This window comes from Massilia sp. Masssp94 (genome assembly GCF_059491305.1).
The window spans coordinates 1,941,136-1,961,472 of sequence record NZ_CP168501.1; the positions used below are offsets into that span (position 1 = coordinate 1,941,136).

The window sequence follows — 20,337 nt, forward strand, 5'->3', positions numbered from 1 at the left end:
TCGATCTGACAAGTTTAACGTGTGATTCAGTTAAACTTTTTGTGCGCTGCAGAAGCAGGACGCGAACTATAGCAAACGCGCGGGCACCTGCGCAAGGCCTGTCTTGCAGTGCCTAAAAAGCTGGCATCCAGCTTGCTTACTGTGTGTTGCATAAAACAAAGCATCAATAAAACGGAGCATATTTACACGCCTGATTGTTCCGTTCCGGTACAGGTGCTACATTTATGAACAGTCGATTCCCAATATAGAGCCGCGGTCCAGGGCCAACCAGGAGACTTGGAATGACTTATCAACACGCAGGCTTGCTCGCCCCCGGCGACGACATGGCAACGATGATCGCGATCTCGCACCGACGCTCCGAACAATTCGGCCTGAGTCCCGATTCACGGCCCGATTTCACCCCCGTATCCGGCACCGACCTGTCCTATCTGGTCGAACAGAATCGCCTGCTGTACAGCCACGCGGTGCCCGCGATGGAAACGCTGTACCAGCAGATCGCCAACACCCACAACATGGTCCTGCTGACGGATGCGCAGGGCGTGATCGTGCATTCGCTGGGCGACGCCGACTTCCTCGAAAAGGCCAACCGCGTCGCGCTGACGGCGGGCGTCGCCTGGTCCGAGGAGAGCAAGGGCACGAACGCGATCGGCACCGCGATCGCGGAACGGGTGCCGACGACGATCCATGCGGACCAGCACTTCCTCTCCGCGAACCACTTCCTGACCTGCTCCGCGGCACCGATCACCGACCACCGCGGCAACGTGGTCGGCGTGCTGGACGTCAGCGGAGACCGGCGCAGCTTTCACAAGCACACGATGGCCCTCGTGCGCATGTCCGCGCTGATGATCGAGAACCAGCTGTTCGCGGCGACGTTCGAAAACGCGATCACCCTGCACTTCCACACGCGCCCCGAATTCATCGGCACGCTGATGGAAGGGATCGCGTCGTTCAGCCCGGGCGGCCGCTTCCTCGCCGCCAACCGCAACGGCCTGTTCCAGCTGGGCCTTTCGTATCCCGCACTGCAGGCCCATACGTTCAGCTCCCTGTTCGGCCTTCCCGTCTCCGCCCTGTACGATCACTACCGCACCGCGGCGCCCGGCCTGCTCGACCTGTGCATGCACAACGGCGTGCGCGTGCGCGGCCGGGCGGAACTGCGGCTGACGAACGGCGTGCACGTGCTCACCGGCGCGTTCGACGATGCGACGCAGATGGCGCCCATCGCACAGGTGCCCGCGAAGGCACCCACGCGGCGCCTGTCCGGCCTGCGCTACCTGAACACGGGCGACCCGCAGCTCGAACAGGTCATCGACAAGGTCAACCGCGTGCTCGGGCGCGACGTGCCGATCATGATCATGGGCGAGACGGGCACCGGCAAGGAATTGCTGGCCCAGGCCATCCACAACGATTCGCCGCGCGCGCAAGGGCCGTTCGTCGCCGTGAACTGCGCGTCGATTCCCGAGACGCTGATCGAATCGGAGCTGTTCGGCTACGAGGACGGCGCGTTCACCGGCGCGCGCAAGAAGGGGGCGGTCGGCAAGATCCTGCAGGCGAACGGCGGCACGCTGTTCCTCGATGAGATCGGCGACATGCCCTATCCGCTGCAGGCCCGCCTGCTGCGCGTGCTGCAGGAACGGATGGTCACGCCGCTCGGCAGCGGCAAGTCGATCCCGGTGAACGTGGAAGTGATCTGCGCGACGAACCACAACCTGCGCCGCCGCATCGCCGAGGGCCTGTTCCGCGAAGACCTGTATTACCGCCTGAACGGCCTCGTGGTGAAACTGCCGCCGCTGCGCGAGCGCACCGACCTCGAAACGGTGGTGCGAAAAATCCTCTCTGTGGAGAACGAAACGGGCGGCACGCACACGATCTCGGACGAGGTACTGCGGCTGTTCAAGCGCCACAAATGGCCGGGCAACTTCCGCCAGCTGACGAACCTCCTGCGCACCGCCGCGATCATGGCCGGCGACGAGGAAGAAATCGGCCTGCGCCACATGCCGGACGACTTCCTGGACGACATCGCGGAGCCGCCCGAAGCCGCACCCGCGAGCGCGCCCGCCGCCCAGCAGATGATCGCGTCCGGCGCCAATCTCGAAGAGATGGAACTGGCCGCGATCCTCAAGTCGCTCGAGGCGAACGGCGGCAACGTGTCGGCGACGGCGCGCGCGCTGGGCGTCTCGCGCAACACCATTTACCGCAAGCTGCCGCATCTGAAGACCTCCCCCTAGACAGCCGGGAAGCCGGACGACTTCCAGCGCGCGCCGTCCTTGCCGATCGTGAGCAGGTCCACGCCCGGCAGGTGCGCGGCCAGCGCATGCGCGCGGCGTGCGCCCATCACCATGAATGCGGTCGACAGGCCGTCGGCCTCCAGCCCGGTGGGCGCGAGCACCGTGACGCTGGCCAGCTCCGTCGGCGAATCGCCGCTGGCCGGATCGAAGATGTGGTGGTGGCGCAGGTCCGACGTGAACGCCGACGCGTAATCGCCCGACGTGGCGGCGCAGCGCCCGTCCAGCACGAGGCTCGCGGCCACCGCGTCCTCGTTGCGCGGATCGCGGATGCCCAGGTGCCATGGCCGCCCGCCGGTGCGGCCCAGCGCACCGTATTCGCCCGTGTCGACGAGCGCGTGGCGGATGCCGTGCCGGCGCAGCGCGGCCAGCGCGAGGTCCGTCGCATAGCCTTGCGCGAGGCCGTTCAGCGTGATCGCCATCCCCTTCCGTGCCAGCACGACGCGTTCCGGCCCCGCCTGCACCTGCGTCCAGCCGACGAGGCGTTGCGCGCGCATGCGCTCGGGCTCGGGCGGCACGCCGTGCGCCGAATCGAACGCGCGCCACAGCGGCTGCACCGTGATGTCGAACGCGCCCTGCGTCAGGCGCGACAAGGTGCGCGCATGCTCCAGCACCGTCAGGAGATGCGGATCGGGGCCGTGCAGCACCTTGTCGCGGTTCAGCCGGAACACCTGGCTGGGCGGCTGGTGGAGGCTCATCAGCGCATCCACGCGGCGCGCCTCGCCCAATGCGGCGGCGATGGCCTGCTGCGCGGCTTCCGGGTCCGCATGGCGCACGGCGACGCTGATCGTCGTCCCGAATGCCAGCGCGGCGCCGCTGTGCAGTGGCAGTTCGTCGGCTGCGGCCGCGTCGGCCACCGCGGCGCCGGCCATGCCGCCCAGGGTGGCGGCGATGAAGGTCCTTCTGTGCATCATGCTCTCCTGTCGATGACGTCCGGGGCCGGGACGATCGGAATCGTCCGGCTGCGCTTCCGCTCCAAGATCCGCGGCGCGCACTGTTCGTCGCTTGCGTGGATAACGACACATTCCATACATTGAAAACACTCCTCGTAGTCGACCTTCCCGCTCGGGGCGATCGCGTTGTAGCCGCAGCGGTGGCGGCACGTTTGACACGGCGTGCCGCATTCGGCGCGCCGCGGGATCCAGTCGAGCAGGCGCACGCGGCCCAGCAGCGCGAGCGCCGCGCCGAGCGGACAGAGATAACGGCAGAATGCCTTGTTGACGACCATGACGGCCAGCAGCAGGCCGGCGGCATACGCGACGAACGGCCAGGCGCGCACGAAATTCAGCGTGATCGCGGTCTTGAACGGTTCCAGTTCGACGAGCCGGTCTGCCTGCGCCGGCGCCCACACGGCCGCCAGCAGGATCGCCGCCAGCACGCCGTACTTCACGCGCTTCAGGCGCGCATCGAGCACGCGCCGCACGGCGACCTGCGGCAGCCGCAGCGCCTGTCCCGCGAGACCCGCGAATTCCTGCAACGCGCCGAAGGGACACAGCCAGCCGCAGAACGTGCCGCGCCCCCAGATGAACAGGGAGACGAGCACGAACGCCCACAGCGCCACGGTCAGCGGATCGAACAGCAGGTAATCCAGGCCCCGCCCCGCCCGGAGGGCCTGCACGATGCCGGTGAGATTGACGATGGACAGCTGCGCCTGCGCCGCATAGCCGATGAAGCCGATGGTGAACAGCAGCCACGCGCGGCGCAGCCAGGCGAAGCGGCGTGCGTGCGCCACCAGCCGGCGCTGCTGCCACAGCGCGGCCGCGAGCAGCGCGAGCGCGACGCCCAGCACGATCAACTCCACGCGGCGCGCCTTCCAGCTGGCCTGCCACGCCGGGGCGGCGCCCTCCGGCGCAATGTAGTACGCCTCCGGCAGGCGGTACGAGAACGCGATCTCGCGCGTGATCCGCTCCGGATAGACGATCCCTTTGCTGCGCGTGACGGGCAGCGCGAAGTCGAGCGCGCGCGCCGGATCGAGTCCAGCCTGGCCGATGACGCGCATGAGCAGCATCTCGTCGGCCGGCAGGTGCACGCCGTCGGCCAGGCGCGGTTCGAGATCGAGGTCGCGCATCTCCACCGGCAGGCGGTCCTGGCGCAGCACGATGCCGCGCGGGACGCTGCCGCGCACGAAGTCCGCGCCGGTAAGCGTATGCGGACCGGCCGTCAGCACGAGCAGCGCGTGGTCGCCCGGTTCCAGCCTGCCCTGCAGCCGGTTCCACGTGCGCGGCGCCAGCAGGTTGCGGCCGACGGCCGGCACCGACGCCCACGCGACCCACAGGTCGATGAAGACGTCGTCGGGCTGCGCGAGCGCCTGCGCATCCAGTCCGGCGCCGCTACTCCCCGCGAACAGCCGCTCGACGTCGCCCCGGCGCACGCGGACATGCCGCACGAGGCCCGCATCGAGCATGTCCTGCAGCGACAGCGGCGCGAAGACATCCATGCGGATCCGGCCGATGCGGCCCGGATCGCGCCCCTGCGCAAAACCGAGCTTGGCGCGCGCCACCTTCAGCGCGGCCGACAGGACGCTCTGGTTGATGATGCGGACGGATGCCGTCGCCTTCGACACCCCGTCCAGGCTGCCCTTCGCGCCACCGACCGTGATGCCCTGCCCCAGCGACCGCCCGCGGTACTGCTGCAGGAACTCCCGCAGCGGCGCTTCCCCGAGACCTTCCAGGAACACCGGTTCGTGCTGTGACAGCACCGCCACGTCGAGGAAGGTGCCTTTCGGGTCCATGACGACGAGGAGATTCGGCGGCACGCCGGCGAAGCCCGGCACCGGCGCCAGGTCGGCCGATTCGAACGCATAGCCGACCAGCTCCGTCACCGTGCCGTTCTGCTTGAACAGCGGCCAGGCCGGGATGTCGGCCGATTTTTCGCCGACGACCAGCGGCGCCGGGAAGCGCCGCGCCAGCTCCGCCTGCGTCAGCGTCCCGGCGTGCGCCGCGGCGCAAAGCAGGAGCCAGCAGATGACGAGGCGGAGCAGGTTCATGGCCGCATCAGAAGAAGATGATGCCGCCGACCGAACCGCCGTTCATGCGCGCGGTGGCGCCGCCGAAGCCCTTCGAGCGCGTCTGCCCGATCTCGGCCACCAGCGTGATCGCGCTGTTCAGCGCATAGTAGGCCCCGGCCGTCAGGTTGGCGTTCGACTTCAGGCCGCCGGTGCCGACGGTGTTGTCGTCGTTGGCGCTGCGGCCCCACGACAGGCCCAGTTTCAGGGCATCGGTCGTCTTGAACGTGCCCTGCACGAGGAAGTTCCTGGAGCGCACGTCGCCTTGGTCGGCGTCGGACAGGATGCCCAGCGCGCGGCCCGTCTGCGCGTTGACGAGCAGGCCCGCGGCGCCCAGCTGGTACGATGCGCCGGCTTCGAAGCCGTTCATCGTGAGGTCGCTCGCGCCCGGCGTCTGCGTTTCGAAGCGCTGGGTCTTGGCGCCGAGCCAGGCCTTGAAACCGTCCTGCGCGAACGAGAGGCGCGCCTGCACCTGCGGGCTCGAACGGGTGGAGTAACGCGGACCGGCGATGACCGGCGTGTCGGACACGGGACTCATCACGCCGAAGTCGAAGCCGATGCCCGCGTCGTTTTTCGGCGTGCTGTAGACGATCTGGCCATACGTGCCCAGGTAGCTGTAGCCGGCACCGATGTGGCCCAGCGTCACGCGGCCGCGCTGCGTGGCCTGCACCGGCGCGCCTGCGCCGACGAGGGTCATGTCGTTCAGGATCGCGTTGGCGCCGAAGATGCCGTAGTCGCGGCCCAGCTTGAAGGTGCCGAGGTCCGCACGGCCGAACGTGAAGAAGGCCTGGCGCACGTCGACCGTGCTGTTTTGCGCGATCGCGCTGTCCGTCGCCGTGGCGACGTAGATGCCGATCTTGGCGGTGACGTCGAAGCCGCCCTGCGTCGACGATACGGACGTCACGAGACCGCTGGGCAGCAGGCCGTTGCCGATGGTAGTGCGGTGATCCTCGCCGCCGCAGCCGAGCGCGCGGCCGCCCAGCGCCAGCCCGCCGACGGCGTCGCCGCTGCACGAGACGCCCGTGTAATATGCGTTGACGATGCCGCCGACGTTGACCGTCCAGTCGCCGGCCTTCAGGTCGACCGCGGAAGCTTGCGTGCAGGCGCCGATCGAGGCCATGACGGCCAATGCGTGAACCTTCTTCATTTGTCTCCTCGCTTTCTTGTTTGTAGTGGGATACATCGTTGAGATGTACCGACAGTGATGGCAAGTTGCGTGCCCGGTCGCTCACCCGGGGAAAAGCGAAGAAACAGCGTATTTTTCTGTGGCGAATCGGATCAGGTGTTGCAGTTTTGACCGTCCGCACACAAAAACGAACTAAACGGTATAAATAAAAAAAACCGCGGCCGAAGCCGCGGCAAAACAGGGTCTTGACGCCGGCCGCCGCCGCAGCCGATGCATAACCCTCCCTGACCACTTACCTGGAGTTCAAATCAAATCTTGGTTGCGAGCTTGAAGACCCAGACCGAGCCGCCCTGCTCCAGGAAGTTCACCTTCTTCGCAACCTCGCCGCCCCACAGCGGCACGGCACCGCCCCAACCGGAGACGACGGCCACGTATTGCACGCCGCCGTCTTCCCACGTCACCGGCGGCGCGACGACGCCCGAACCGGTCTGGAACTTCCACAGTTCCTTGCCCGACTTCGCATCGACCGCCTTCAGGAAGCCCTCGGGCGTGCCGTAGAACACGAGCCCGCCGGCCGTCGTCATCACGCCGCCCCACAACGGTGCCGTGTTCTTGTTCTCCCAGACGATCTTGCCCGTCTTGGGATCCACCGCGCGCAGCGCGCCGATGTAGTCGTCGTTCAGCGGCTTGATCGTGAAGCCGGCACCGAGGTAAGCGCCACCCTTCTTGTACGTGATCGGTTCGTTCCAGATCTCCATGCCCCACTCGTTGGCGGGCACGTAGAACAGGCCGGTCTGCGGGCTGTACGCCATCGGCATCTGGTTCTTCGCGCCGAGGAAGGCCGGCGCGGCGAACACGGTCGAACCCTTCTTGCCGTCGCCCTTCGTCGGATCGCTGGGACGGTTGGCGGCGATGAAGTTCGGACGGCCCGTCTTGAGGTCGATGCCGCTCGCCCACGTGATCTTGTTCACGAACGGGAAGGCATTCTGCAGCTGGCCCGTCTTCGCGTCGATCACGTAGAAGAAGCCGTTGCGGTCGGCCTTGCCGCCGTAGCGCTTGCCGTTCATGTCGAACGTGACGAACTCGTTGGCGCCGTCGAAGTCCCACGAATCGTTCGGCGTGCTCTGGTAGGCCCACTTGATCTGGCCCGTCGTCGGATCGAGCGCGAGCGTCGACGACGAATACAGGTTGTCGCCAGGGCGCAGGTGGCTGTTCCACGGTGCCGGGTTGCCGGTGCCGACGTACGCGAGGCCCGTGGCCGGGTCGTACGTGCCGCCCATCCAGGTCGACGCGCCGCCCGTCTTCCACAGCTCGCCCGGCCAGCTCTTGTTGACCGTGCCGGTGACGCCCGCATCAATCGCCTTGCCGTCCTTGTCGTAACGGTAGCCCATATGGCCTTCGACGGTCGGGCGCGACCACAGCAGCTCGCCCGTCAGCGGGTTGCGGCCTTCCACGCGGCCCACGATGCCGAACTCGCCGCCCGAGACGCCCGTGATCAGGACGCCCTTGGCGATCAGCGGCGCGGCCGTCATGGAGTAGCCGGCCGCATAGTCGTCGACCTTTTCCTTCCACACGACCTTGCCGGTGTTCTGGTCGAGGGCGACCAGTTGCGCATCCAGCGTGCCGAAGATGACGAGGTTGCCGTACACGGCGGCGCCGCGGTTGACGACGTCGCAGCACGGCATGATCGCTTCCGGCAGGCGGTGCTCGTACTTCCACAGTTTATTCCCCGTCTTCAGGTCGATCGCATAGATGCGCGAATACGACGCGGTGACGAACATCTTGCCGTTGGCGATGATGGGCTGCGACTCCTGCCCGCGCTGTTTCTCGCCGCCGAACGAGAACGACCAGGCCGGGACCAGCTGGCCGACGGTCTTCGTGTTGATCTGGGTGAGCGTCGAAAATCGCTGGCCCTGCGTACCCATGCCGAAGGACAGCACGTTCTTCGTGTCCTTGGCCGCGTTTTCGATCATCGCGTTGGTGATGTCGGCCGCCTGGGCGATGAACGCCAGCGGGGCGAGTCCTGCGAGCAGGATGGTCATTCTCGTCTTCATGCTTGTCTCCTTTGTTGTCGTTGTATGGTGGGCACGTGGTGCCCACCCTACTGCTTTGTCGTCGCTTAAGGTCCCGGCGCCTGGCTGCGCAGCTGGCCGTTTTCCTCGTCCGTGAACAGGCGCGAGCGCGTGAGGAAGCGCCGGCCCGTGCCGTTATCGAGCGAGAACATGCCGCCGTTGCCTTCCACCACGTCGATGATCAGCTGGGTGTGTTCCCAGTAACCGAACTGCTCCAGCCCGATGTAGAACGGCGCGCCGTCCAGGTTGCCCAGGTAGACGTCCGTGTCGGACAGGTCGAACTCCCCGGCGGCGTAGCACATCGGCGTGCTGCCGTCGCAGCAGCCGCCGGACTGGAAAAACATCAGCGGCCCGTGGCGCCGCCGCAGCTCGCCGATGAAGGCCAGCGCGGCGGGAGTCGCCATCACGCGTTCGATATTGGCTGTCATGGCGCCTCTCTGCCAGTTAAAAGAAGCCCAGCGCTTTCGGGCTGTAGCTCACCAGCAGATTCTTGGTCTGCTGGTAGTGGTCGAGCATCATCTTGTGATTCTCGCGGCCGATGCCCGACTGCTTGTAGCCGCCGAATGCGGCGTGTGCCGGGTACAGGTGATAGCAGTTGGTCCACACGCGGCCCGCCTGGATCGCGCGGCCGACGCGGAAGGCGCGGCTGCCGTCGCGCGTCCACAGGCCGGCGCCCAGGCCGTACAGCGTGTCGTTGGCGATGCGCAGCGCATCCGCCTCGTCCTTGAACGTCGTCACCGACACGACCGGGCCGAAGATCTCTTCCTGGAAGATGCGCATGCTGTTGTCGCCCTTGAACACGGTCGGACGCACGTAGTAGCCGCCGGACAGGTCGCCGTCATGCTTCGCCTGCTCGCCGCCGGCCAGCACCTGCGCGCCTTCCTGGCGGCCGATGTCGAGGTAGGACAGGATCTTTTCCAGCTGCTCCTTCGACGCCTGGGCGCCGATCATCGTGCCCTCGTCGAGCGGGTTGCCGGCCTTGATTTGCGCCACGCGTGCCAGCGCGCGCTCGATGAACTTCTCGTAGATCGATTCCTGAATCAGCACGCGCGACGGGCAGGTGCACACCTCGCCCTGGTTCAACGCGAACATCGCGAAGCCTTCCAGGCACTTGTCGAAGAAGTCGTCGTCCGCGTCCATCACGTCCGCGAAGAAGATGTTGGGCGACTTGCCGCCCAGTTCCAGCGTTACCGGAATCAGGTTTTGTGCGGCGTACTGCATGATCAGGCGGCCGGTGCCGGTTTCGCCGGTGAAGGCGATCTTGGCGATGCGCTTGCTCGATGCGAGCGGCTTGCCCGCTTCCAGGCCGAAGCCGTTGACGATGTTCAGCACACCCGCCGGCAGCAGGTCGGCGATCAGTTCGACCAGCACCATGATCGAGGCCGGGGTCTGCTCGGCCGGTTTCAGCACGACGCAGTTGCCGGCGGCGAGGGCCGGGGCCAGCTTCCACACGGCCATCAGGATCGGGAAGTTCCACGGGATGATCTGGCCGACGACGCCCAGCGGCTCATGGAAGTGGTACGCGTAGGTCTGGTCGTCGATGGTCGAGATGGCGCCTTCCTGCGTGCGGATGCAGCTCGCGAAATAGCGGAAGTGGTCGATCGCCAGCGGGATGTCGGCCGCCATCGTTTCGCGGATCGGCTTGCCGTTGTCGATGGTCTCGGCGGTCGCGATCAGGCGCAGGTTCTGCTCCATGCGGTCGGCGATGCGGTTCAGGATGTTGGCGCGTTCGGCCGGCGACGTCTTCGCCCAGGCGTCCTTGGCGGCGTGGGCGGCGTCCAGCGCCAGCTCCACGTCTTCGGCCGTCGAACGGGCCACTTCGCAGAACGGCTGGCCGCTGATCGGCGTGACGTTGGCGAAGTACTCGCCCTTGACCGGCGCGACGAATTTGCCGCCGATGAAGTTGTCGTAGCGTTGGCGGAACGGATTGGCGACGCCGAGTTTGCTGATGTCTGCGAGATTCATGTCATCCTCTTTCGTTGTGGGTTGGGTGGCCGTTGCGGGCACTGGTGTTTGCTCGGTACATCCCTTCTTTCGCAAACCCCGTGCCAGCCCGCTTTCCCCTGTTTTTGCCGTGTTGGACCGCCTGGCGCCGGCTGTTTCTGGTACAGGTGTTCCAAACTTGAACAGGTCAGCGGATCACCACGCCCCACGGCAACTGGCCCACAGCGATGTCGCCCGTCTTGCTGCCCGCGGCCGTGTCGATCACGGACACGCTGTCCGAGCGCCCGTTCGCCACGTACAGCCGGCTGCCGTCCGGCGTCAGCGCCATGTTCCAGGGCCGCTTGCCGACGGCGATGGTGGCGTCCACCGCATTGCGCGCCGCGTCGATGCGCATCACGCTGCCGTCCGCGCCGTTCGACACGAATACCGTCTTCCCGTCGGGCGACACGACGATGCCGGCCGGGTTCTTCCCCGCCGGGATCGTGGCGATGCTGCGGCGCTTGTCGATATCCAGCACGTACACCGCGCCCGCGAGCTCGCACGCGACGTAGGCCCGCGTACCGTCCGGCGCGAAGCCGATGCCGCGCGGGCGCAGGCCCACCGCGATCGAACCGACCTGGCGGCGTGCGGCCACGTCGATCACGTCGACCTGCTCCGCGTTCTCGGCCGAGACGAGCAACCAGCGCCCGTCCGGGCTGAACACGGCGTGCTCGGGGTTCTTGCCCTGGACGGGAATGTCGGCGACGAGCTTGCGCGCGGCCGCGTCGACGAGCGCCACGCTGTTGGAATCCTCGACGGCGACGGCGACCCAGCGGCCGTCGCGCGACGCGTTCACGCCCTCGGGCGAGCTGCCGAGCGGGATCGTGGCCAGCGTCGCGCCGCTGGCGGCATCCAGCACGAGCAGCGCGCTGCCGGCGGCGTCCGTGACGTACAGCCGGCTGCCTGCCGGATCGGCCGCGATGCCGCGCGGGCGCTTGCCGGCCGCGATCTGGCGCACGGCCGCGCCGGTGGCGGTGTCGATCACGCTGACGCTGCCGGATTTTTCGTTGGGGACGTAGGCGAAGGGGGCGGCCTGCGCGGCGCCGAAGCTGCAGGCCAGCAGGACGATGAGGGAACGAAGACGTGACATGATGGTCCTTTGAGTGTGGTCGGTACTCTCCGGATTGCAAGCGCCATGCCATGCGGGCAGCACGTTTCCGGGCTGGCAGGTATATTGCATGCGCTCATGGTCAGCGCCCGGATGACAAGGGCGACCATTCGACAGGAGACAAGATGAATCACCGTTTGAATTTCGTGGCGGCACTGTTCGCCGCCGCCCCGCTGGCCGCCGTCGCCGCCCCCGATGCGCCGATGAGCGTGGTCGTCGTCAGCGCCACGCGCGCCGAGCACACGAGCTTCGACCTGCCGGCCGCGATCGACGTCGTCGACGCGGACCGCATCGGCGCCGCACAGCCGCGCGTCAACGCGTCCGAGGCGCTGGCCACGGTGCCGGGGCTCGTCGTGCAGAACCGCCAGAACTATGCGCAAGACCTGCAGATTTCCTCGCGCGGCTTCGGCGCCCGGTCCGCGTTCGGCGTGCGCGGCGTGCGCCTCGTCGCGGACGGCATCCCGGCCACCATGCCGGACGGCCAGGGCCAGGCCGCGACGTTCAACCTCGACATGGCCGAGCGCATCGAAGTCCTGCGCGGCCCCTTCTCCACCTTGTACGGCAACCACGCCGGCGGCGTGATACAACTGTTCACCCGTGATCCACGCGGCGCACCCTATATCGAAACGAATGTCTCGGCCGGCAGCGACGGCATGCGCAAAACGGACGTCAATACGGGCGGCAAGCAGGGCGCGTTCGGCTGGCTGCTCGACGGCTCGCGTTTCGAAACGGACGGCTACCGCGCCCACAGCGCCGCCACGCGCGACCAGGCTTATGCCAAGCTGACGTTCGACACGTCCGCGACCGGCAAGCTGACGGTGACCGCCAGCGGCCTGCGCCAGGACGACACGCAGGACCCGCTCGGCGTGACGTGGGCCACGTTCCAGCGCGACCCGCGCGCCGGCGAGATCGATGCGACGGACCCGCAGACGCCCAAGCGCACCTTGGCCGACCGCTACGACACCCGTAAAAGCATCCACCACACGCAGGTCGGCCTCGCGTGGGACGAGAAGTTCGGCCAGGATCGCCTGCACGTTGCAGTCTATGGCGGCAACCGCAGCGTGATCCAGTACCAGTCGTTCTCGAAGGCGTTCCAGGCACCGGCCAGCCATTCCGGCGGCGTCGTCGACTTCGACCGCGATTTCTACGGCATCGATGCGAACTGGCAGATGGCGCGCCCGCTCGGCGATGGGATTCTCCGCGCGACCGTCGGCCTGGAAGCCGGCAAATCGAACGATGCGCGCAAGGGGTACGAGAACTACGTCGGCACCACGTTCGGCGTGAAGGGCAACCTGCGCCGCGACGAGGAAGACGACGTGCGCAACGTCGATCCTTACCTGCAGCTGGAATGGGAGCGCGGCCAATGGGTGTTCACGGGCGGCCTGCGCCACAGCCGCGTGAGCTTCGACGTGGACGACCACTATCTCGCCAACGGCAACGACGGCGGCAGCGTCGACTACCGCCACACGACGCCGCTCCTGGGCGCGCTGTACAAGGTGACGCCCACGCTGAACGTCTACGCGAGCGCGGCGCGCGGCTTCGAGACGCCGACGCTGAACGAAGTGTTCTACTCGGGCACGGGCAACGGCTTCAATTACCGCCTCGGCGCGGCCACGAGCACGCAGCTGGAGGCCGGTGCGAAAGCCCTGGTCGGCCAGGACGTGCGCGTCAACGCGGCCGTCTTCCAGGTGCGCACGCACGACGAGCTGGTCGTCGACAGTTCCAGCGGCGGCCGCACGAGCTACCGCAACGCGAGCGCCACCCTGCGCCAGGGCCTGGAACTGTCGCTCGACGCCGACCTGCGCGCGGGCTTCTCCACCCGCGTGGCGGCCACGGTGCTGCGTGCGATCTACGACGAGGCATTCACCGGCGTCGCCGAGGGCAACCGCCTGCCGGGCGTGCCGAGAACGAGCCTGTTCGGCGAGCTGGCGTGGAAGGATGCGGACGGCCGCCTGCAGGCGGCGCTGGAAACCATCGCCAGCGGCAAGGTCAATCCGGACGACGCCAACGCGGCGACGCCGGCGCCGGGCTATGCGATCGTCAACGCGCGCGTGCAGGCCAGCCAGCCGCTGGGCGCGTGGCGCGTGCGCGAGTACGCGCGCGTGAACAACGTGTTCGACCGTACGTACGTCGGCTCCGTCATCGTCGGCGACAGCAACAAGCGGTATTACGAGCCGGCGCCGGGCCGCAACTGGGTGCTGGGCGCAAGCGTCCAGTACCAGTTCTGAATACGCGAGGCGCATAACATTCATGCACGCCGGCATATGACCGGCGTGCGCGTTGCCTGTTACGCTCGCGTGATGGACAAACTCTCGGAATGGCAAACACGCGTCGACCTCGCCGCGTGCTACCGGTTATGCGCGCTGTACGGCTGGGCCGACGGCATCTACACCCACATCTCGGCCGCCGTGCCCGGCGAGCCGGGTCACTACCTGATCAACGCGTTCGGCCTGTGCTTCGATGAAGTGACGGCGTCGAACCTCGTCAAGGTCGACAGCGCCGGCAACGTGATCGGCGCATTGCCTGCGCCGGTGAACCGGTCCGGCTTCCGCCTGCACGCGGCCGTGCACGAGGCGCGGCCGGATGCCGCCTGCGTCATGCATCTGCATAACGTGGCCGGCATCGCCGTCGGCATGCAGCAGGACGGCCTGCTGCCGCTGTCGCCGTACGCGCTGCGCTTTCACGGCGAGCTCGCGTACCACGACTACGAAGGCATCGCGATGACGCTTGACGAGCAGGCACGCCTCGTGGACAACCTGGGCCACCGCCCCGCCATGCTGCTGCGGAACCACGGCAGCCTGACCGTGGGCCGCACGATCGCGGAAGCCTTCGTGCTGATGGAAACCCTGGACCGCGCCTGCGAGGCGCAGCTGCGCGCACAGGCGGCCGGCGTGCCGCTCGTGCAACCGCCCGCTGCCATGTGCGCGACGGCGCATGCGCAGCTCGTGGGCGACGGCTCGCCCGAAGGCGTGCTCGAATGGCCGTCGCTGCTGCGCCGCCTGGACGCCGCCAGTCCCCGATACCGAACCTGAAGGAACCCCTATGCCGACCATTAACGTTCAACTGTTCGAAGGCCGTACGCCGGAACAAAAGCGCGCCTTCGTAAAGGCCGTCACGGAAGCCACCGCCAGGACGCTGGAGTGCTCGCCCGACGCCGTGGACATCCTGATCCACGAAGTCAAGCGCGAGCACTGGGCCACGGGCGGTAAACTATGGTCCGACGAATGATCACGGCCTGACGACCTGCACCCCGTACTTCGCGAAGAGCGTCTTCAGTTCGCCGCTGGCCGCCAGGTCGTTCAGCGCGGCCTGCAACTGGCGCGCGAGACCGAGGTTATCCTTCTTCACCGCCATGCCGACCGCCCAGCCGCCGCGCGGCAGGCGGTCGAACGGCACCTCCTGCAGCGGGAATGCGGGATCGCCCTTCATCACCGACTCGATCTGGGCCCGCGTGGCCAGCACCGCATCCAGGGCACCGGCCTTCAACTGTTCCAGTGCTTCGATCGCGGTCGGGTAGATGTGCACCTGCTCGCGGAAGCGCCCCCCACCCTCGCCCAGCATCACCATGCCGGAGATCGACACCTTCTCCACGCCGATGCGCTTGCCCGCCAGCGCCTCCACGCCGCCGACCTGCGGGATCGCCTGCGCGCTGCGCACGAGCCGCACGGTCTCCACATAGTACGGCGCGAAGATCTCGACCTGCGGATTCGCGTTCATCAGCATGCGGTCCACGGGCACGTGCAGCATCACGTCGGCCGGTCCGTAGCCGAGGTAGTGGCCCTTCCACACCATGTTGCGCAGGTCGTCGTTGAGATCGTCGCCGGCGTTGAACGGCAACAGCGTCAGCTTCAGACCGAGCTTGCCGGCCAGCGCGGCGCCGAGGTCGGCGTCGATGCCCTGGCCCTTGTCGGAAAACGGCGCGAGATCGTTGTAGACGGCCACCTTCAGATGGCCCGCCTCGCGCAGCACGGGATTGTCTGCCGCGAGAGCGGGTGCGGCGATGCCCGCACCCAGCAGCAGGCCGGCCGCAAGCATCCGGCGGCGCGACGGCGAAGTCAGGGTCGACATGACGGCCTCAGTCGGCGGCGCGGCGGGATTCGAGGTAGGTCTTGATGGCCCACATCGCTTCCTGGTTGAACACGCCTTCGAACGGCGGCATGTAGACGGCCCCGTTGCGCACCTTGCCGTGGCGGATGCTGGTCAGGAAGTAGTTGTCGATCTCCTTGTAGCAGGCATCCTTCTTCTTCTCGTTCTTGATGCCGGTGCAGTCGCGATCGAGCAGGCGCAGGTCCGGTGCGATCCCGCCCGACACCGCTTCCAGCCCGTGGCAGCGGGCGCAGTTCTGCCCGTAGGCCGACGCGCCGATCTTCAGCGCCAGCTTGTTGGTGCGGTACGGATTCTCGTCGCGCCATTTGTCGCCCAGGGCGGGCAGGCCCGTCGTGTCGACGGCTTGCGGGACCACGTTGCCGTGCGCGTTGGCCCAGAGCGAGGTGAGTGCGGCGGCGGCAACGGCGACTGCGCCGGCGGCGATGCGGAATTTGTGCTTCATGGTGATGTCTCCTGTAGGTTTATCGGTCTATCCCTACATGAGCAATCGGCGTGCCATGCTTCATACGCCCTGGATGGCGGCGTTCGCGGCCCGCGCCTGTCCCAATTTGCAACAGGTGTCACATGTCCGCGCGTGCCAGCGCGCGTGCCGCCGCCTCCGGATACAGGCGTTCGAGCGTTTCCGCCATCACGCGGCCGAGCAGCGCCTGCACGGGCGCCGCGGCCGCCGCAGCATCGGGCGCGCCACGCACGGCCTTCCACAATGACGCCAGTTCCGCCTCGTGCGCGGCGACGCTGCGTTCGACCTCGGCCTGCCAGAACGGCGGCGCCTCCCCTTCGACGAAGTTGCCGCGTCCGCGCCCAAAATGGGCGACCGCCAGGTAGCGCAGCACGCTGCCGACGAGGAGCGTGCGCAGGAACGGATCCGCGAACTGCACGGTCGGCCGGTCGCGGTCCGTCGTGGTATTGAAACCCCAGGCCGCGCCAGCCATCGTGAGCGCGCCGACGATCGCACCGAGCAGCGCGCCGCCACCCAGCGTGAGGCCGCCGGCCATCAGGTCGGCCGAGAGGCCCGTCGCAGCGCCGGAAACGACGGCACCGAGCAGCCCCGCCTGCGCCTTGTCGATGGGCGCGCGCACGGCGAAGTTCTCGCGCACGCGGGCATTGATGCGGCCCGCGTCGCCCGGGTCGAGCCGGTGCAGGCGCAGGAGGCCGACCGTCGTGTCGCCGATGCGCCGCTCCAGCCGCTCGACGAGGCCGGCCATCGCCGCCTCCTGGCGCTTCTGTTCATCCTTGCCGAGACCGACGGCCTTCAGCGCCGACTTGAACAAATTCGCCTTGCCCTCCTGCTCGATGGACTGGCTGTCGCGCGCGGCGCCGGCCAGCATCTGCGCGCCGAGTGCCACGGCCTCGCGGAAGCGCTGCACATTGTTGGCCTGCCAAGCCGCGAGCAGCCGCGCATAGCCGTCGCGTTTCGACGCGTCGATCAACTTGCCGACGCGTTCGTAGAACACGTCCTCGTGCACCCAGCAGCGCGCGAACGCGTCGAGCGCAAGCACGTCGCGTACGATCGAGAACTGGTCGAGGTGCGCTTTCCAGCGCGCCTGCTCCGCCTGCTCCTGCTCGTCCGGCCGCGGTGGCCCCAGCTGGTTGAGCAGCACGACGACCGGTTTGCCGAGCCATTCGAGGATCCGCATCTCGGCCGGCAGGTAGCCGGCATCGCGCGGGTCCTCGGACGAATTCACGAGGTACAGCACCACGTCGGCCGCGTCCTTCGCCGCGCGCAGCGCCTGCTGGCTGAGCCAGAACGGCCGGTCGCGGTAGCGGTCGAATACCTCGCGCATGAACCAGCCGATCGGATTGCCGGCCTGCGCGAGGCGCTTGAGCAGCCGGACGGAATCGCCGAAGCCGGGCGTATCCCACAACAGCAGGCGGTCGCCCGCGCCGCTGGTCTGCAAGGTATGCGCTTCGGCGAACACGGTCACGTGGGCGGCGTCGCGCACCTCGCCCACGTCCATGCCCACCAGGGTGCGTGCGAGGGTCGTCTTGCCGTTGTTCGTGTGCGAGACGAGCGCGAACTGGATATCGACGGGTTGCGCGCTCATGCGCCCCCCGACACCGGAAGGCCGCTGCCGAGATCGAGCGGATGGCGCTCCGGATGCAGCAGGTCGACGACGGTCCCCTGGATATGATGATACTGGCAGAACTGGTGCCACAACGCGACGCGCTCGACGAGGCGAGCGTCGGCGGCGCCGCGCTCCACGAGCCCCGATTCGTCCAGCAGCACGGCGATGCCGCGCGGCGTGTTCCGCGCCAGGTACTCGAGAAACGCGCCGTGGTTTTCCCGTTCCGGCGTGGCGGCGAGGCTGAACAGGACGGCCGTGATGGCGACGCCGGCATCGTCGAGGCGCGCATCGCGCAGCAGCTCCTTCGGCTCCTCGCCGTACGGGCACGATGGGCGCAGCATCAACTGCGCCTGTTCGCCGAGCACCATCGCCGCGACGGCCGCGAGGCCTTTATGACGCGGCTCGTCGACGGTGAAGCTGTACGGGATCACGCGCAGCACGGCCGGACCGGACGCGCCGACGCGGTCGGCCAGCAGCCGGTAATACGGCTGGCCGAGGTCGAGCGGGAAGCGGTGCGCGAGGCGGCGCGCGCGCAGTCCGGACACGAGCGCCAGCACGAGGCGCGGCAGCACGACGAGCAGGAACAGCGTCGCCGCATACAGGTGCACCCAGCGTGCGCCACCGGCGGGCGACGGCTCCTGCACGAAGCGCAGCGCCTGGACGTCGGCCAAGGTAAAACCCTGCAGCGGGAACACGGCCAGCGCGGGTGCGAACAGGACCGACAGCAGCATGTGCACCTGCTGGGCATCGAGGAACGTGCTCTCCCACCCGGCCGCGTATTGCGTCAGCACGCCGCGCGCGTACAACGACGCGATCGCACCGAGCGCGAACGCGGCGGCCGCGAGGTGGATGGTGCGGCCGAGGCGCAAATGCGTGAGCTTGGCCGTCAGCGCCGACCAGTCCGTGAAGTATTGGGCGATGCCGGCGGCGAGCGGCGCCGGCAGTTTGCGCGGCAGCGCGGCCTTGCCGACGGACAGGCGGCGCAGCAGCCGCGGGCTCGCCCAGCCGGTGCGCTTCGACGGCACGAGCGCCCACACGATCAGCGCGACGTAGACCAGCAGGTTCCACGCGAGGATCGCGAGCAGCGGCGCCGACAGCAGGTCGACGCGATGCGGATTGCCGATGCGGTCCAGCCCCGCGCCGGCCGCGAAGCCGATGATGGGCAGCAGCACGGCCAGCATGGGCAGCAGGCTGCGCCGCTGGCGGAACGCGGCAAACGCGGGCGTGCGCTCGGCCAGCCGCTTGAGGATGAGTTCCGCGCGCTGGCCGAGGAAGTGGTCGAGCCGCGGCTCGCTCTTGCCTTCGGCCGCCTGCCAGTGCGCCAGCTCGCGCGCGCTGCGGCTGGCGTAGACGCGGTCGTCTTCGGTCAGGATCTCGCGCTTCGTGTCGGCGGTTTCGATGGCGCGCATCAGGACGACATCGCGTGCGGTCCGCTCGTTCATGGGCTCCTCTCTGGATGAGTTGACAAGCTTATCAGAAATACTTCACCCATCGTTTCCCGCTCGTGCGCTTGTACGCGCCGAACAGCCGCGTCGGCAGATACAGGACGACAGCCAGCAGCGCGGCGATCGCCCACACCTGCCAGACGTGCGCCACGTCCGCGCGCGGCACGCCCAGCGCGGCGGCGGCGAGCTTCTGCAGCGCCAGTAGCGCATACAGGTGCAGCAGGTAGTAGAACAGCGGCGCCCCGCCGAACACCGCCGCCGCGCGGGTCGCTACCGTGTCCACGCGCTCGATCCACGCGAGCGCGACGCACCCCACGCCGAGCGTCAACAGGAGGAAGTCGAGCGAGGGCGGATATTTCGTGAAGTTGAGGAGGGACATCGCGGCGCGCACGGGGTCAGCCTGCGGCGTCCACGGCACGGGCTCGCCGTACGCGTTCACGCTGCGCAGGACGACGAGCGACGCGAGACAGGCGATGCCAACGAGGGTCAGCCAGCGCGTGCGCAGCGCGGGCGCGGCCGTCCTGGCATACAAGGGGCCGCACGCATAGCCCAGCAGGATCACGCCGATCCAGGCCAGCACGGGATAGCTGACCTTGATGCGGACCGGGTCGAGCGCGAGGAAGCCGCGCTGTTCGAGGATCGTCCACGCCGCCGGGGCCAACGTCCCCTGTTCCAGCGCATTGTGCCCGCCCACGATGATCAGGCCCAGCACACCGGGCAGCGCGAGCGGCAGGCGGTGCAGCAGCGCCAGCGCGAGCATGGCGAGGCCGATGGCCCAGATCACCTGCAGGTAAATGGTGGACTGCGGCGCCCCCGACCAGGCGGCATTCACGACCGTCACCTCGAGCGCGAGCAGCAACAGGCCGCGCTTGACGAGGAACCCCGTCGCGCTGCGCCGGCCGCCGGGCGGATGCGCATACAGCCACGCCGACAGGCCGGTCAGGAACACGAACATCGGCGCGCAGAAATGCGCCGCCAGGCGGGTGAAGAACAGCGCGGGCGGCGTCGCGCCCACGTCCATCGGATCGCCGACCTGGTGCTGGAGATAGAACGTCTCGCGCACGTGGTCGACCGTCATCAGGAGCATGACGAGGCCGCGCATCACGTCGATCGAGAGAATACGTCGGGTGTTCATGGCGGTTCC

16 protein-coding genes are annotated in these 20,337 nt (G+C 67.9%); 4 read left to right on the forward strand and 12 right to left on the reverse strand.

Annotated elements, in window-relative coordinates:
* The first annotated feature begins 281 nt into the window (after positions 1 to 281).
* Positions 282 to 2,225 carry a sigma-54-dependent Fis family transcriptional regulator gene (locus ACEN9G_RS08510; protein ID WP_413344252.1) on the forward strand — a complete coding sequence of 648 codons (1,944 nt, stop codon included), beginning with the start codon at positions 282 to 284 and terminating at the stop codon, positions 2,223 to 2,225.
* Here the strand turns inward: ACEN9G_RS08510 and ACEN9G_RS08515 are convergent.
* The 7 genes from ACEN9G_RS08515 to ACEN9G_RS08545 all read right to left on the reverse strand — a co-directional run bounded on the left by ACEN9G_RS08515 (position 2,222) and on the right by ACEN9G_RS08545 (position 11,557).
* On the reverse strand, positions 2,222 to 3,193 hold the full coding sequence (locus tag ACEN9G_RS08515; RefSeq protein WP_413344254.1) for an FAD:protein FMN transferase: 972 nt from the start codon (positions 3,191 to 3,193) through the stop codon (positions 2,222 to 2,224). The two genes, ACEN9G_RS08510 and ACEN9G_RS08515, sit on opposite strands and share 4 nt — an antisense overlap.
* Positions 3,193 to 5,268, reverse strand: coding sequence for a 4Fe-4S binding protein (locus tag ACEN9G_RS08520; RefSeq protein ID WP_483126568.1), 2,076 nt, complete (start codon positions 5,266 to 5,268; stop codon positions 3,193 to 3,195). Before ACEN9G_RS08520 ends, ACEN9G_RS08515 begins: the two co-directional genes overlap by 1 nt.
* 7 nt (positions 5,269 to 5,275) lie before the next feature.
* Positions 5,276 to 6,433 (reverse strand): porin, encoded by a 1,158-nt coding sequence (locus ACEN9G_RS08525; protein WP_413342554.1) that lies wholly within the window; start codon positions 6,431 to 6,433, stop codon positions 5,276 to 5,278.
* 287 nt (positions 6,434 to 6,720) lie between these two features.
* Entirely contained in the window at positions 6,721 to 8,466 is a 1,746-nt protein-coding gene (locus tag ACEN9G_RS08530; RefSeq protein WP_413342556.1) for a PQQ-dependent methanol/ethanol family dehydrogenase, read from the reverse strand.
* Between the two features lie 65 nt (positions 8,467 to 8,531).
* Positions 8,532 to 8,912: a DUF779 domain-containing protein gene (locus ACEN9G_RS08535; protein WP_105381157.1), complete on the reverse strand. Its 381-nt coding sequence runs from the start codon at positions 8,910 to 8,912 to the stop codon at positions 8,532 to 8,534.
* Positions 8,913 to 8,928: 16 nt separating this feature from the next.
* On the reverse strand, positions 8,929 to 10,449 hold the full coding sequence (gene adh, locus ACEN9G_RS08540) for an aldehyde dehydrogenase (RefSeq protein WP_413342558.1): 1,521 nt from the start codon (positions 10,447 to 10,449) through the stop codon (positions 8,929 to 8,931).
* A gap of 166 nt (positions 10,450 to 10,615) precedes the next feature.
* Complete coding sequence (locus ACEN9G_RS08545; RefSeq protein ID WP_483126569.1) at positions 10,616 to 11,557, reverse strand: beta-propeller fold lactonase family protein; 942 nt, start codon at positions 11,555 to 11,557, stop codon at positions 10,616 to 10,618.
* A gap of 143 nt (positions 11,558 to 11,700) precedes the next feature.
* Between ACEN9G_RS08545 and ACEN9G_RS08550 the strand changes: the two genes are divergently transcribed.
* The 3 genes from ACEN9G_RS08550 to ACEN9G_RS08560 all read left to right on the forward strand — a co-directional run bounded on the left by ACEN9G_RS08550 (position 11,701) and on the right by ACEN9G_RS08560 (position 14,803).
* Entirely contained in the window at positions 11,701 to 13,803 is a 2,103-nt protein-coding gene (locus tag ACEN9G_RS08550) for a TonB-dependent receptor family protein (protein ID WP_413342431.1), read from the forward strand.
* A 72-nt stretch (positions 13,804 to 13,875) separates the two neighbouring features.
* Positions 13,876 to 14,607: a class II aldolase/adducin family protein gene (locus ACEN9G_RS08555; protein WP_413342430.1), complete on the forward strand. Its 732-nt coding sequence runs from the start codon at positions 13,876 to 13,878 to the stop codon at positions 14,605 to 14,607.
* A 10-nt stretch (positions 14,608 to 14,617) separates the two neighbouring features.
* Entirely contained in the window at positions 14,618 to 14,803 is a 186-nt protein-coding gene (locus ACEN9G_RS08560) for a 4-oxalocrotonate tautomerase (protein ID WP_413342428.1), read from the forward strand.
* Here ACEN9G_RS08560 and ACEN9G_RS08565 read toward each other — a convergent pair whose 3' ends face one another.
* From ACEN9G_RS08565 to ACEN9G_RS08585, 5 genes are all read right to left on the reverse strand, one after another.
* Complete coding sequence (locus ACEN9G_RS08565; RefSeq protein WP_413342426.1) at positions 14,804 to 15,643, reverse strand: substrate-binding periplasmic protein; 840 nt, start codon at positions 15,641 to 15,643, stop codon at positions 14,804 to 14,806. It lies immediately after the preceding gene.
* Between the two features lie 7 nt (positions 15,644 to 15,650).
* Complete coding sequence (gene pedF / locus ACEN9G_RS08570; RefSeq protein ID WP_413342425.1) at positions 15,651 to 16,124, reverse strand: cytochrome c-550 PedF; 474 nt, start codon at positions 16,122 to 16,124, stop codon at positions 15,651 to 15,653.
* 118 nt (positions 16,125 to 16,242) lie between these two features.
* Positions 16,243 to 17,727 carry a DUF3482 domain-containing protein gene (locus ACEN9G_RS08575; protein WP_413342423.1) on the reverse strand — a complete coding sequence of 495 codons (1,485 nt, stop codon included), beginning with the start codon at positions 17,725 to 17,727 and terminating at the stop codon, positions 16,243 to 16,245.
* Positions 17,724 to 19,190 (reverse strand): DUF2868 domain-containing protein, encoded by a 1,467-nt coding sequence (locus ACEN9G_RS08580; protein WP_483126572.1) that lies wholly within the window; start codon positions 19,188 to 19,190, stop codon positions 17,724 to 17,726. Before ACEN9G_RS08580 ends, ACEN9G_RS08575 begins: the two co-directional genes overlap by 4 nt.
* Positions 19,191 to 19,221: 31 nt before the next feature.
* A complete protein-coding gene (locus ACEN9G_RS08585) occupies positions 19,222 to 20,328 on the reverse strand; it encodes an acetyltransferase domain-containing protein (protein WP_413344160.1) in 1,107 nt (368 codons plus the stop codon).
* Positions 20,329 to 20,337 lie beyond the last annotated feature (9 nt).